This window comes from Campylobacter concisus, from assembly GCF_902460535.1.
GTDB classification, from domain to species: domain Bacteria; phylum Campylobacterota; class Campylobacteria; order Campylobacterales; family Campylobacteraceae; genus Campylobacter_A; species Campylobacter_A concisus_AS.
This window is the reverse complement of the sequence record NZ_CABPTV010000008.1, coordinates 94,663-108,626: the sequence shown is the minus strand read 5'-3', so window position 1 is coordinate 108,626 and position 13,964 is coordinate 94,663. Positions and strand designations below refer to the sequence as shown.

The following is a 13,964-nucleotide window of genomic DNA, read 5'->3' as shown; positions in this document are numbered from 1 at the left end:
GTCCGTCTTATCTTTATGTTTTAAAAAATACTTAACATAATTTATCAAATTTGGGTTTAGCCTTGAATACCCTGGCCTATACTCTATATCTTTTAGATTATCTTTTAACATCATCACATTGCCTGAATTTGTTAATATTCTTATAAACGAAGCATAAACTGTAAGCTTATCTTCTGGTAAAATTTCTAAAATTTGAGAGAGATTTATGCTGGCTGGAAACATCTTGTTAAAGACTTCACAAAGCCAAGATATATCTTGTGGCATGATATGAAATCTATCATACCATCCATCATCTCTTTTTATAAAATCCGCCACAATGTGAAGTTTATTTATATCGCTTGGACCTATCTGCTTTGCCTTAACAACATCAAAAGTATTTTTATGAACGATTAGGCTCTGCCTAAAAAGCCTCATATTTAAAATATCCAAAAACTGCTCACTTTGTACACGATCTGCAAAATGCACATTTTTAAAGTCATCCACAAGAGCATTTCCAAAATCAGGCACAAAGACATCTTTCATATCGATGTCACAAAGATAAGCTAAGTCAAATTTATCTATTTTTTCGCAAAAGTCTTTAAAATAAAATGGATCATTTATATCTTCCAAAAACTCATGTGCTACGTAGAAGTCATCTTTACTAAGAATATCATCTATCCAATTAATAAGCGACTTAACTGGCATAACTTTTTCAAATTCTTCATTATCTTTTTTTAGCAAGACCTCCTTATAAACCAAAAGCGCCTCTCTTGCGGCCTTTAGCCTCTCTTCTGTACTATCCTTATCTTTTGCAGCAAGTAGCATGATATCTCTTATAATATCCTTTACTTTCCAGCCTGGATAGACATTGTAAGAGATAAACGCCACGCCGTTTTGGCTTAAATTTTCTCTTACAGCTCTTAGTATCGCATCTTTTACAAAGTCAGGCACCCAACTAAAGACGCCGTGAGCTATGATGTAGTCAAATTTCTCATCGCTTTTAAACTCGCAGATATCGCCATGTATCAGCTCTAGATTATCTAGTCCTATCTCCTTAACGATCTCTTGCCCGCGCCTTATCTGCTCACCGCTAAGATCGATGCCGACCACTCTTGCATTTTTATTATTTACAGCAAATGGGATCAAATTTCCACCAAAACTGCACCCTATCTCCAAAACTTTTGCGTTTTTGCAAGGCGGTGGATTGATGCCAAGAAGTGTGGCGCAAGCTTCTAGTTTATAAGGCGAGCTTTGCGCAAATGCTGCTGATTTGTAAGTTAGTTCGTCATAAGACTTTTCGATCTTGCTATTTTGGCTCATTTTACCCTCCTAGTACTCTTTATTTTGCAATTTTTCAAGCATATTTTTAGCGTCGTTTTCAGGCTCATCAACGATATATGCGCGCCTTATATTGCCACCTTTTATGATAAGCGTTTGACGAAAGTAAAATTTATGCCCATTTGAAGCTGCAAATACCGGAAGCTCAAGAGCGCGCTCTAGCATAAACTCGCTATCATTTAAAAACATCACGCCAGTTGCAGTCTCTTCTTCAAATTTCTTTTGAGCCGCGATATCTTGGGAGCCAATAGCTACTACCATAAAGCCAAGATCGTTAAATTCTTTAAGAAGTTTTTTGTAGTTTATCGCTTGCTTGGTGCAGCCTTTCATGCCCGCAGTATTTTGTAGCTGTTCGCTTAAAAGCTCAAAATCCTCGCCTATCTTTGGGTAGATAAAAACCACGCAGTCATGGCTCCTTGCAAAGGCAGAAAAGTCAAATTCTTTACCGTCTAAAGTCCTTAGATAGATGCTTGTAGGCACTTTTATCATCTTTCATCCTTTAAATTTTTTTCTATTATATATCCTTAAGCTTTTTTTGAATTTAAGAGGTAAACGACAAAAAGAACAAAAAAGCTGATGACGAGCATCAAAAGGGCATAGATGTGAGCCTTGGTATAGTCAAGCATCTCAACCGCCTCAAATATCGCGATACTAGCGACCTTGCTTTCTCCAGCCACGCTGCCACCTATCATCAAAACCACACCAAATTCGCCCATCGTATGAGCAAAACTAACAACGATCGCGGTTAGTAAGTTTGATTTGATACTTGGCAAGATCACTCTAAAAATGGTCGTAAGCTTGCTTTTTCCAAGGCTGTAGCTCGCCTCAAAAAGGCTCTTTTTTAGGCTATTTAGCCCAGCATAAATGGGCCCAAACATAAATGGCAGCGAGTAGATACAGCTTGCCACAACAAGGCCAGTGAAGTTAAAAACTAGCCTCACGCCAAAGAGCTCTTCGATAAATTTACCAAATGCCGAGTATGGCGAGAGAAAAATGAGCAGATAAAAGCCAAGAACGCTTGGCGGCAGCACCAAAGGCAACGAGATGATGGACTCTAAAAATGCCTTGCCAAAAAATTTCTTTTGCGACATAAAATAAGCTAGCGCTACGCAGAAGAAAAATAGGATAAATGTCGTGATAAAAGAGAGTTTTAGTGAGAGCCAAAATGGCTCGTAGTCGATAGATAGTAGCTCGCTCATCATGCTTTTACCAAATTTACGCCAAAGGCTTTTGTACTAACTATGGCGGTGTCGCCAGCTCTTAGCCCCAGAGCCTCTGCGCTACTTAGCACGACCTCGCAAATTTGGCGGTTTATTAGCACGCTTGCTACAAAAATGGCGTCGCGCTTTTTGATCTCCAAAACCTTAGCGTTAAATGCAAATTTCTGCGATCCTGCACTTTTTAAAAATATCTCACTCGCACTGCCAGACCTTGAAATTTTGCCATTTTCAAGGACAAAAACCTTGCTGCAAAGCTTGTAAATTTCAGCTATGTCGTGGCTTACCAAAACAACGCTCATCTTAAACTCATCGTGAAGCGCTAGCAAATAGTCTTGCAGCTTCTCGCGCATAGCGTTATCTAGAGCACTTAGTGGCTCATCAAGCAGTAAAATTTCAGGCTTTCTCATCACCGCACGTGCAAGTGCCACACGCTGCTTTTGACCGCCTGAGAGCTCGCCTATCTTGGCGTTTTTTAGGCTTTTTAGCTCGCAAATTTCAAGCAGCTTATTTGCTAAATTTTCATCGTTTTTTGCAAAGAGTAAATTTTTAAAGACGTTCATATTTTCAAAAAGGGCGTAGTCTTGAAACAAAAAGCCGATATTTCGCTTTTGCGGGGCTAAATTTGTCTTTTTATTAAAAAAGATCTTATCTCCTACCTTTATCATGCCACTTTGCGGGGCTTCAAAGCCAGCAATGAGCCTTAAAATCGTAGTTTTGCCTCCGCCACTTGCTCCATAAAGTGCGACAAACTCGCCACTTTCAAAGGCAAGCTCAGCCTCAAGCATAAATTTACCACCACCACCATTTAGCTCTTTTTTGCAAGAAATTTCTATCATTTTTAAGCGCTTATGTGGATACTTGTTGATTTAACGTAGGCAAAGAGCTGCTCGCCTATCACTAAATTTAGCTCTTTTAGAGCGTGATCTGAGATGATAGCCTCAAAGCAAAGCTGCCCACACTTTAGGCCAACTATGCTTAAAATTTCACCGCGAGTTATGTCAGTGACCTCGCATTTTAGTTCATTTTCAAGAGAGCTAGCTTGAAGCTTGACCTTTGATAAAACGACATCTGAGCTTTTGAAATTTAAGCTCACCTCATCATTTAGAGCAAATTTGCTAGCCTCATTTAAGGCCAGCATATATAAATTTGCTCCTAAATTTAAGCACTCAAGCTCAAAAAAACTGACGCCATCTTTGCTAAAAATTTGAACGATCTTTGCTCTTATCATTTAGCAGGGACGTTGTAGCCAAATTTCTTGAAAATTTCTCTTGCCTTTTCGCCTAGGACAAAGTCGTAAAATGCCTTCGCATCAGCGTTATTTTCAGCACGTTTTAAAAGCACGATGCCTTGATCGATCGGAGTGTAGAGCTCTTGAGGCACGAAGATGTAGTTAGTGCCCTCTTTGTATTTTGCCATTTTCTCGCTAAAAAGCGCGCTAGCAGCAATAAATCCAACATCTGAAGCGCTTAGTGCCTGAGAAAGTGTCTCAGAAATTTTTTGAGCATAGACGATGTTTTTCTCTACTTCATCATAAATTTTTGCATTTTTAAGAGCCTCGATGCTAGCCTTGCCGTAAGGTGCTGTTTCTGGATTTGCTACCGAGATCGCTTTTAGGCCGCGAACCACTTCTATGCCCTTTTTAAAATCCACATCTCTTATAGAAAAGATCGCCAAAGCGCCTTGTGCGTAAACTTTTGGAGCAGCCACTGCAAAGCCTGTGTCGTAGGCCTTTTGCGCAAAGCCCATATCAGCAGCCATAAAGATATCAGCTGGGGCCGAGTTTTGTATCTGCGTGACAAGGCCGCCGCTTGCGCCAAGAGTTAGATTGATCTTAGCGTCTGGATGAAGCTTGTTGAACTCTTTTATAAGCTCAGGAAACGCATAGGTCGTGTTTGCTGCGGCATAGACATTTACCTCTGCGCCAAGTGCGTTTATGGCAAGCAATGCTGCCACACATAAAAATTTAAAAACCTTTTTCATTTTATACTCCTATAATGATTTGAGATGATTTTACTATCGCTATTAGCGTGTCGCCAGCGCCTATTTGCATATCCATCGCGCTATCTTTTGTGATGATGGCAGTGAGCGTCTGCTCGTCGCTTAGCTTTAGCGTGATCTCAGCATTTACAGCGCCTATTTTTGCCTCGATGACCTCGCCCTTTAGCTGATTTTTAGTGCTTATTTTTAGATCAAGATCTTTTGCGAGAATGACAGAGGGCGCTTTAAAGATAAAAACTACCTTTTGACCCACTTTTAGGCCTAAATTTTTCTCGCTTTCAACTGTTATGGTGGCTTCAAGCGTGTTGCCATTGCTTAGTTTTGCAACTATTTCAGAATTTACAGCGCCTCTATTTATACTAACGATCTCGCATGAGAGCTGGTTTCTAGCGCTTAAATTCATGCTCATCCTTTGTAAATTTATGATATCAACATCTTCGAAATCAACCTTTTGGCAAATTTTTTGCAAAAAGTCCTTTTGTGTCTCAAGGATGGCGTCATAAATTTTTATCAGTTTTTTGGCATATGGGCTAAGCTCTGAGCCACTATTTTTCTTGTTGCCATCAGCCCTTACGATTAGCGGTTTACTACTTTTGTTATTTATGGTATCTAGGCAGTCCCAAGCGTTTTTATAAGATATGCCGACAACCTCAGCTGCTTTTGTGATACTTTTTGTCTCTTTTATCGCCTTAAGTAGCGCTATATGCTTTGCTAAAACCTGCGTATCTTCGCCTAGAAATAGCTCTAAATTTATATCTGCTTTCAAATTTTTAACCTCTAAATATATAATAATAATTTGCAAAGTATATCTAATTATATTAATACAAAAACTTAAAATTACAAATTTTCTTTAATTTCTTGTAAAGTTTCAAGAAGATAAAATCAAGCTGTATTTTATAAATAAATTTTAAGGTTTTGTGATGAAATTTTTGCTAGCTATCTTTTGTAGCCTGCTTTTAGCCTGTGCCAGCGCCGACATAAACGCGACTAATGGCAATGAAAAAGATGATTTTGATGTTGAGTTTGAAGCAAAGAAAGATGTATTTGATCCGCTTAGTGGCTACAACCGAGTGATGACAAATGTAAATGACTTTATCTACATAAACATGCTAACTCCAGTAGCAAAAGGCTATGCTTATGTCGTGCCAGCCACAGCTAGAACGATGGTTGCAAATTTCTTTGACAACCTCCTTTTTCCAGTGCGCTTTGTAAATAACTTGCTTCAGTTTAAATTTCAAAACGCTGGCGAAGAGACTTTGCGCTTTTTAGCAAATACGATAATTGGCTTTGGTGGGCTAACAGACGGGGCAAAATACTATGATCTAAAGGCTCACAACGAGGACTTTGGACAGACCCTTGGATACTGGGGGCTTGGAAGCGGCTTTCACATCGTTTGGCCACTTATCGGACCATCAAATTTAAGAGATACTGGCGGCTTGGTTGGAGACTATTTTGCCGATCCTATCAGCTACATTGATCCTATGCTTTTATCGGCTGGCATCAAGTCATATAGGGCGTTTAACAGCTTTTCACAAGATCCAACTGCTTATGAAAAACTAAGAAAAGACGCGATCGATCTATATCCATTTTTACGCGATGCTTACGAGCAAAGACGCGATAAACTTATCAAGGAGTAAGTATGAAAATTTTTAAAGCTTTTGCGGTGATTTTACTTTTAGCAACTAGCCTTTTTGCCCTCTCAAAAGAGCAGATAAAGCCTGAGATAGAGGCAAAGACAACAAAGGTGATTGAAATTTTAAAAAATACAAATTTAGACAACAATGCAAAGACAAAGGAGATTTTTGCTCTGCTTGATCCATTTTTTGACTACAAACAGATGGCAAAGATCAGCCTTGGCAAACGCTACAACAGCCTAAGTGCTGACGAGCAAGCTAAATTTGACGCTGCTTTTGAGCAAAAGCTAAAAAGCTCATATATCGACAAACTCTTAGGCTACAAAGACCAACAGATCCACATCACTGGAGAGAGTGAGCCTCAAAAAAATAGATACTGGCTCACATCTGAGCTTCTAAATGACGGCAAAAACTATGAATTTGTCTATAAATTTTACGATGCAAAAGAGCGTGGCTGGCTCATTTACGACCTTGATATCGTTGGTGTTAGCATCATTCAAACTTATAGAAGTCAGTTTGGCGACGTGCTAAACAATGGCGATTTTAATACGCTTTTACAAAAACTAAACGAAGCGGTTTTGCCTGATCAAAACAAAACTAATCCTTAATGCGACAAATTTTTAAATTTATCATTGCCAAAAACAAGCTTGTTATCTCGCTTGTGCTAGTTCTAAGCGTAGTTTTTGGCTACCTTAGCACAAAGCTTAGCATCGACGCCTCAGCCGAGACCTTGCTACTTGAGCATGACCCTGACCTAAAGGCGTATAGGCAGATCGCCAGCCGCTACGACTCGCCAGGGCTTTTGGTGGTCGCTTTTACCCCAAAAGATGATCTCTTTTCACCTAAAAATTTAGAGCTTATTAAAAATTTAAGCGACGAGCTAGCCAAAAACGATATGGTTAGCAGTATCACTTCTATACTAAACGTGCCGCTTCTAAATAGCGTAAAAGGCGGCGTGACAGGCATCTTAGAGCATACGCCAACGCTAAGCGATAAAGATATAAATATTTCAAAAGCAAAGCTTGAGTTTGCAAAAAGTCCCATTTATAGTGGAAATTTGATAAGCAAAGATCTAAAAACTACGGCGATCGCGCTAAATTTAAAGCAAGATGATAAATTTAACGAGCTTTTAAATGAGCGAAATTTACTTAGCCAAAAAGAGTCAAACGGCACTATCACGCAGGCGGAGAAGCTTAAATTTCAAGCGCTCGTGGCTGAGTTTAAAGCTTACCGAGATGAGCTTAGAAAGAGTGATCACAAAAACCTTGAAGCCATAAAGGCAGCTATCGCTAAATTTAACGCAAATGACGAGCTATTTTTGGGCGGTGCAAATATGATCGCTGATGATATGATAGGCTTTATAAAGAGCGATCTTTTGGTTTATGGCCTAAGCGTTTTAGCGCTTCTTAGTTTTAGTTTGTGGCTATTTTTTAGACAGCTAAGATGGATCATCTTGCCGATGTTTATCTGCGCAGTGAGTGCCATTTTTACGACTGGAATTTTTGGTATGTTTGGCTGGGAAGTGACGGTCATTAGCTCAAACTATATCGCACTTCAGCTCATCATCACCATCTCAACAGTCATCCACCTAGTCGTTAGCTACCGAGAATTTTACGCAAGGCATCCAAAATACAGCCAAAATCAGCTCATCTATCTGACACTTCGTGACAAATTTTCTCCATCTTTTTGGGCGATATTTACAACGGTTATTGGCTTTAGCTCATTAATGAGTGCCGATATAAAGCCAGTTATCATGCTTGGCATTATGATGAGTGCGGGCATTAGCGTTTCACTCGTACTTGCCTTTTTGCTATTTGGCGCGGTAAATGTAAATTTAAAGAAGCTTGCCCCTGTTAGGACATTTGAAAACAGCTTTAAATTTACAAAATACTGCGCAAATTTAGCCCTAAACTCAAGAAAGATCATCTACGCAGTTTGCGTGCTAGTCGTCTGTTTTGGCGTCTATGGCATAAGCAAGATAAAGGTTGAAAATAGCTTCATTGGCTACTTTAAAGAGAGCACACAGATCCGCCAGGGCATGCAGATTATCGACACAAAGCTTGGTGGCACGATCCCAGTTGATGTGATAGTGAAATTTAAAGAGAGCGAGCCAAAGCAAGAGAGTGGCGAAGAAAAAGACGACTTTGAAAGTGAGTTTGAAAACGACGCAAAGAGCGCGAAATACTGGTTTAACAGCTACCACACAAGGATCGCTGAGAAGATCCACGACCATTTGGCGCAGCAAAAATTTGTAGGCAACGTAAGCTCGCTTGCAACGCTCATAAAGGCGATAAAAGAGTTAAATAACGGCGTTAGTGATGATTTTTTGCTAGCAGCGATGTATGAGAAGCTACCACTTGAGTATAAAAACATCTTGCTAAGTCCTTACGTGAACGTCGAAAACGACGAGCTTAGATTTAGTTTAAGGATCATCGATAGTGACTCTGAGCTTAGGCGAAATGAGTTTTTAAAAGAGCTTAAAGCTGGGCTTGCCAAACTTACTAAAAATGACAACGTGAGCATAGAAGTTGCCGGTATGATGGTGCTTTATAACAATATGCTTCAAAATTTACTTAGCTCGCAGGTTGATACATTTGGACTAACGGTTGCGATACTTTTTGTCATATTTTGCTTTGTTTTTAGAAGTATCAAGCTAGCAACCATCGCGATAGTCTCAAATTTGATCCCGCTTTGCACGCTCTTTGGCGTGATGGGATTTTTTGGCATACCGCTTGATGTGATGAGCATTACGATAGCGGCCATTAGTATAGGTATCGGCGTTGATGATATCATCCACTACATCCACCGCTTCAAAGAGGAGCTGCTTACAAAGGACGTTTTTGAGAGCATTAAGGCTGCGCACGCGAGCATAGGATACGCGATGTATTACACCTCATTTACCATTTTCCTTGGCTTTAGCGTGATGATAACGAGCAACTTTATACCAACTATTTATTTTGGCTTGCTAACCGATCTTGTTATGGTCTTTATGCTGCTTGGTGCGCTCATCATCTTGCCAAGTTTGATAGCTAGTTTTGTGAAAAAGCGCGAGGTATAAATTTATTTGATAACTTTGATAAATGAATAGACATCAGCCACGCCATCAATGTGCTTAGCGTACCAAATGGCGTGCTTTTCTTGCTCGATGCTATCTACCACGCCGCTAAAAACAACGTCACAGCCAACGATGCTAACACGCACATTTGTGCCCTCAACGACACTATCTTTAAAGAGATTTTGCTTTAAATTTGCAAGAATGCTCAGGCTATCGCACGGATACTCGCTCTTTTTTACCCTAAGATAGGTGTAAATTTTGCGCACTCCGTCTGTGCTTTTGGCAAGCTCAACTAGCTTACCTTCAAGCTCTTTGCTATCAACAAGCCCTATGAGATAGGCATCGCCATAAAAGACCTCTATCTCGATGTAGATGTTGCTAAGCCCTTTTGAAAATAAAATTTTGCTTTGTAGCTTGCTTTGGATAAATTTATCACGTGAGATCGAGTAGATGCCGCGTTTATCGCGAGAAATGGAGTATGCGTCATATACATTTAGTGGTGCTGTTGCTGGGGTGAGGACTGAGGAGCAAGAGCAAAAAAATAAGACCAAAAATGCAAAAACGCTAAATTTAGAAATCATAAATCCTTTTGTAATTTCAAAAAGTTTATAGAAAATGGGCTAAAATTTATCTAAATCTGCTAAAATAACACGCACGGAGGATAAAGTAATCTGGTGATGCTCACGGGCTTCAAACCCGATGACTGGGCGGTTGACCGTCTGGTGGGGAGTTCGATTCTCTCATCCTCTCGCCACTTTTACTTCTTTTAAATTTCTACTTTTTAAATGATTTTTTTGATTTTAAGGCGCAGTTAGCTAGTAAATTTTAAAAATAATGGTCGCAAATTTAAACCATGGTCTTTAAATTTAAAGTTTAAATTTTTATATCCAAAACGTGTGGCTCTTCGCTCTCTTCTTCGCTATCAAGCTCGTCCTTTAAGGCCTCTTCATCTTTAGCCTTTGCGTTTTGCTCTTCATTTTCAAACTCGCTCGCCTCTTCTTCGCTCTTTTGACGCTCGTGCTCTTTTTCAGGGTCTATTTTATATGACTCCTCCATCGGACGCACCTCTTTGATCTCCTCGTTTTGCTGCGTGGCAAGCTCAGATGCCATTAGCGCTTGCATGTCAAAGCGTGCTTGCTGGTTTGCATGCACCTGCGAGACGACTGGGGCGTTTTGGTTGATGAAGTTGCTGTTTCCTAAAGGTGTTACTGCCATTTTTAGCCTTTATTTATGATGATCGTTTTGTAGTTTGTGTAAGTGACGTTCGCGCCATTTTCACGCCTTAAATTTTCGCGTTTGGTGTAATCCACCTCATATCTGCCAGCCCCTTTTACGCTAAATTCCACGCAAAATTTAGCAGCCATTTCTAGCACGTCTTCTGGCACTTTGCTTTTGTTTGTTTTTATGATGACGTGAGCGCTTGGGGCGTCTTTTAGATGAAGCCAGATGTCGTCTTTTTTGGCGAGATCGAGCAAATTTATATTGCCTTTTTCATTTCTGCCAACTAAAATTTTAAACTCTCTAACGTAAAAAATTTCAGCATTTTCGCTCACATCTTTTATCTGGCGCTCTCTTTGTTTTGCCTTGTTTTTTGGGCTTAAAATTTCAAGCTCATAGGCACTATTTGCCTCTTTTAAAAGCGACTTTAGCCCTTCATAAAACTCGATCTTTTCACTTAAATTTCTCTTTTCTATCTCCACACCAAGGGCTTTTGCCCGAAGTTTCTTTGACCTTGCATAAAATTCATTTGCGCTATTTTTGGGTGTATCGCTAAGAGTTAGTTTTATCTCATTGCCGTTAAAATCTTTCAGGCAAATTTCTCTCTCATAGCCCTTAAAATTTGCTAAATTTGCAAGCAAGAGCGTGCCGTAGTTTGCAAACTCCTCGCTCTTTTTCATAAGCTCATCTTTATCTTCAAGCGAGTTTAAAGTTTCTCTCATACTATCTATCTTTTTTTGCACGCTTGCAAGCTTTGCCTCTTTTAGGCTAGCTATCCTTGCTTCATTTATCCTAGTGGCTTCACTTTTAAAAAATGCCTCAAAGTCCGTTATAGGCTCGCACGGCTTTTCTTTTATGGCGATGGCTGGCAGCTCAACTAAAACTTCGCCAGTTTCTATCTTGCGGTAGCTATTATCGATATGTCTTAGCGCCTCGATGATAACGTTATTTTCGTCAGTTATCACGGCGTTTGTAAAGCGGCCAGTAAATTCAAGATAGAGGATGAAATTTTCGCTTTTATATGAGCCACTTTGTATGCAGGTAAATTTTAAAATTCTATTGTCTTTTAGGCACTCGACGCTTTTTATGTGCGAGGCGTTAAAGCGTTTTTTTAGGACGTTGTCAAATGGTGCTTGATAAATTTTCGCCTCTTTTAGCTCATCATCTTTATAAATCGCTGAGTTTGACTTACTTAGATCAAAGATGATCTTTTCGCCGCTAAATTCGATAAGTATAGCCATGTCGCTTACGCGCTTTGCTTGGCTTATCTTTTTAAATTTTGACAGATAATCTGCTATTTGAACTAAATGTGCGTACTTCATGCGGGGATTATATCAGAAATGTTGCAAAAATGTTTTAACAAAAGGCCCTAGCTGGTTTGCTAGGACCAAAATCACTAAAATTTGTTTTTAGTGACCTCTTTTACGATCTGATCAGCTATCTCATCGACCTCGTTTGTGGCCTTGTTTGTTTGATTTGCCACTTCAAGATTTTCTTTTGTTAGATTATCGATGTCGGCAACTAGCGTGTTTATCTGAGCGATCGCTATGGTTTGCTCATTTATCGCCGCACTCATGTCGTCGATGTTTTGCGTTAGAATATTTGCATTTGCCTCGATCTCGCCAAGGCTTTTTTGAGTGCGCTCGGCTAAATTTCTAACCTCATCAGCCACAACCGCAAAGCCCCTGCCATGCTCTCCCGCACGTGCTGCTTCTATGGCAGCGTTAAGGGCTAGTAAATTTGTCTGATCGGCGATGTCGTGGATGATGGTGATGATATTTTTTATCTCTTCAGACTGCCTTTTGACATCATCAGATCTTGCATTTACCTGCCTCATAGAGGCGCTCATTTGCTCAACCGCAGCCGCACCCTCAGAGAGCGAGGTGGCACTCTTGTTTGCTTTAGTCGTTAGCTCCTGCATATAGCCTTTTAGCGCCTTTGCGCGGTCTTCTAGCAGTTTTGCGACATCTTCATTATTTTTTAGCATCTGCGCGATCTTATCACCAAGCGCGTCGATACCTTTTGCGATGACGCCCTCGTCGTTTATCCTAGCAGTAAAGTCATTTTTAAAGTAAATTTCTAGCGCTTTTAAGATATCGTGCTCATTTGAAGCGATATTTGTCTTTAGCGAGTCACGTAGATCGCTAAATGCCTCTTTTAGCTTTAGCAGAGCTTGGCTATTTGTCGTCGCTTCAAGCGTCGCTCTAAAGTCGCCACCTTTTATCTTGCTTACAAATTCTTGCGTTTTGGCTAAAAACTCGCGCTCGTTATTTAAATTTTCTTTTGTGCTTTCTATATTTTCGTTGATTATGCTGGCCATAACGCCTAGCTCGTCGCTTGTTTTTAGCTTGATAGGCTCAACGTTTGAAGTTTTGTTGTTTATAAATTTAAAGACTTCGATTAGCCCATTTTGTATCGTTAAAACCGGCCTTAAGAAGTATCTAACGACCACCATAATAGCGATGATGACTGAGATCAAAAACAGACTAAACATCAAAATTTGCTTATTTGAAGCACTTTGAATTTCAGCCACAAACTCATCAGCATCAGCCACTATGCAGACGTTCCAGCCAGTTAGCTTTTGGTTTTGGCAGTAGATGACGTTTCTCATGCCGTTATGGAAAAATAGCGAAACCTTGTCGCCCTCTATGCTCTTTTTCATATTTTCTTTGATAAGGCTTTTGTAGTTTTCATCTTCTTTTGTGATCAAATTTACATCAGGATGAACTATCGCTTTGCCGTTGTCATCGGCGATCATGATACTTGAAGTCTTAGTCGTTTTTATCTCTAAAAGCTCCTGGCTAAAGCTGTTTAAGAAGATATTTGCACCAATTACCGCTACAAGCTTATGGTTGCTATCAAAGATAGGAGCGTAGGCTGTGATGGTTAAATTCTTTGTCGTGACATCTACGTATGGCTCTGAAAATCCGGACTTGCCGCTGCTGCTAGCACCCTGAAACCAAGCTCTTGTGCGACCGTCAAAATTTGGTATCAAAAATGGCTGGTTGTTTTTTTAAAGATCAGTCTTGATGACGTTGCCGTTATCTGCATAGCCTACAAATAGCGCGTCAAATGGCGAAATGACAAACGCACCTTTTAGCGCCTCAGCTATATCGTCCCTGTTAGCGTAGAGCTTTTTATCTTCAAGCTCTTTTGCAAAGGTTTGCACCATGTGAAGTCTTGACTTTAAAAACTCATCGACAAAGTACATCGTCGATTTTAGCCCAGTTTTGCGCACATTGTTGTAGGACTGAATTTTTTCCGATTTGGAATTTGAGTAGTTTATGCTAAAAAATATGCCTATGCCTATTAGCATCCAAGCTGTCAGCAAAAAGGCTATCTTGTTAGACAAGCTAGAAAATAGTCTCTTCATCTTAAATCCTTTTAAAATTTTCGGCGTATTTTATAATAAAAGTTAAACAATATCTCTTAATTTTTATTTTTAAGAAAAAATAGCAAAAAGTAGCTAAATAACGCTTGTTATGATAAATTTTACTAAATTTTATTAATTTAGTTATCGAA

The 13,964-nt window shown here is 39.7% G+C and carries 14 protein-coding genes, 1 tRNA gene and 2 pseudogenes; 4 read left to right on the top strand and 13 right to left on the bottom strand.

The window, feature by feature from the left end:
* The 7 genes from FZ945_RS07815 to FZ945_RS07785 form a co-directional block, all read right to left on the bottom strand.
* Positions 1–1,299 (bottom strand): methyltransferase domain-containing protein (locus tag FZ945_RS07815; RefSeq protein WP_148803821.1); only part of this gene is annotated, 1,299 nt, incomplete at its 3' end.
* Between the two features lie 9 nt (positions 1,300–1,308).
* Positions 1,309–1,806 (bottom strand): redoxin family protein, encoded by a 498-nt coding sequence (locus FZ945_RS07810; RefSeq protein ID WP_103565976.1) that lies wholly within the window; start codon positions 1,804–1,806, stop codon positions 1,309–1,311.
* A gap of 35 nt (positions 1,807–1,841) precedes the next feature.
* Positions 1,842–2,516 carry a molybdate ABC transporter permease subunit gene (gene modB, locus FZ945_RS07805; RefSeq protein WP_148803725.1) on the bottom strand — a complete coding sequence of 225 codons (675 nt, stop codon included), beginning with the start codon at positions 2,514–2,516 and terminating at the stop codon, positions 1,842–1,844.
* Positions 2,516–3,373 (bottom strand): sulfate/molybdate ABC transporter ATP-binding protein, encoded by an 858-nt coding sequence (locus tag FZ945_RS07800; RefSeq protein WP_148803723.1) that lies wholly within the window; start codon positions 3,371–3,373, stop codon positions 2,516–2,518. Before FZ945_RS07800 ends, modB begins: the two co-directional genes overlap by 1 nt.
* 2 nt (positions 3,374–3,375) lie before the next feature.
* Positions 3,376–3,765: a TOBE domain-containing protein gene (locus tag FZ945_RS07795; protein WP_148803720.1), complete on the bottom strand. Its 390-nt coding sequence runs from the start codon at positions 3,763–3,765 to the stop codon at positions 3,376–3,378.
* Positions 3,762–4,517 (bottom strand): molybdate ABC transporter substrate-binding protein, encoded by a 756-nt coding sequence (modA, locus tag FZ945_RS07790; protein WP_148803718.1) that lies wholly within the window; start codon positions 4,515–4,517, stop codon positions 3,762–3,764. Before modA ends, FZ945_RS07795 begins: the two co-directional genes overlap by 4 nt.
* Before the next feature lies 1 nt (position 4,518).
* Positions 4,519–5,301, bottom strand: a complete 783-nt coding sequence (locus tag FZ945_RS07785; protein WP_107714340.1) for a TOBE domain-containing protein — start codon at positions 5,299–5,301, stop codon at positions 4,519–4,521.
* Between the two features lie 154 nt (positions 5,302–5,455).
* Between FZ945_RS07785 and FZ945_RS07780 the strand changes: the two genes are divergently transcribed.
* Genes FZ945_RS07780 through FZ945_RS07770 form a run of 3 tightly spaced genes read left to right on the top strand, consistent with a single transcriptional unit; the run spans position 5,456 to position 9,227 of the window.
* A complete protein-coding gene (locus tag FZ945_RS07780) occupies positions 5,456–6,172 on the top strand; it encodes an MlaA family lipoprotein (RefSeq protein WP_148803716.1) in 717 nt (238 codons plus the stop codon).
* Between the two features lie 2 nt (positions 6,173–6,174).
* Complete coding sequence (locus tag FZ945_RS07775; RefSeq protein WP_148803714.1) at positions 6,175–6,777, top strand: Tgt2/MlaC family protein; 603 nt, start codon at positions 6,175–6,177, stop codon at positions 6,775–6,777.
* The gene (locus tag FZ945_RS07770) at positions 6,777–9,227 is read left to right on the top strand and encodes an efflux RND transporter permease subunit (protein WP_148803712.1); all 2,451 of its coding nucleotides are present in this window, start codon (positions 6,777–6,779) and stop codon (positions 9,225–9,227) included. Before FZ945_RS07775 ends, FZ945_RS07770 begins: the two co-directional genes overlap by 1 nt.
* Positions 9,228–9,229: 2 nt before the next feature.
* On the opposite strand, the gene FZ945_RS07765 is transcribed toward FZ945_RS07770, so the two are convergent.
* Positions 9,230–9,805: a BON domain-containing protein gene (locus tag FZ945_RS07765; protein WP_148803710.1), complete on the bottom strand. Its 576-nt coding sequence runs from the start codon at positions 9,803–9,805 to the stop codon at positions 9,230–9,232.
* A 75-nt stretch (positions 9,806–9,880) separates the two neighbouring features.
* Here FZ945_RS07765 and FZ945_RS07760 point away from each other — a divergent pair.
* Positions 9,881–9,978, top strand: a tRNA-Sec gene (locus FZ945_RS07760).
* Between the two features lie 119 nt (positions 9,979–10,097).
* On the opposite strand, the gene FZ945_RS07755 is transcribed toward FZ945_RS07760, so the two are convergent.
* The 5 genes and pseudogenes from FZ945_RS07755 to FZ945_RS07740 all read right to left on the bottom strand — a co-directional run bounded on the left by FZ945_RS07755 (position 10,098) and on the right by FZ945_RS07740 (position 13,815).
* A complete protein-coding gene (locus FZ945_RS07755; RefSeq protein WP_148803707.1) occupies positions 10,098–10,439 on the bottom strand; it encodes a hypothetical protein in 342 nt (113 codons plus the stop codon).
* Positions 10,440–10,441: 2 nt separating this feature from the next.
* A complete protein-coding gene (locus FZ945_RS07750) occupies positions 10,442–11,764 on the bottom strand; it encodes an NFACT RNA binding domain-containing protein (protein ID WP_148803705.1) in 1,323 nt (440 codons plus the stop codon).
* Between the two features lie 74 nt (positions 11,765–11,838).
* Positions 11,839–12,462, bottom strand: a pseudogene (locus FZ945_RS10660) (methyl-accepting chemotaxis protein); the annotation flags it as partial.
* A gap of 516 nt (positions 12,463–12,978) precedes the next feature.
* Positions 12,979–13,437: pseudogene (locus tag FZ945_RS10655) on the bottom strand (cache domain-containing protein); the annotation flags it as partial.
* A gap of 18 nt (positions 13,438–13,455) precedes the next feature.
* The gene (locus FZ945_RS07740; protein WP_148803701.1) at positions 13,456–13,815 is read right to left on the bottom strand and encodes a hypothetical protein; all 360 of its coding nucleotides are present in this window, start codon (positions 13,813–13,815) and stop codon (positions 13,456–13,458) included.
* Between the last annotated feature and the right edge of the window lie 149 nt (positions 13,816–13,964).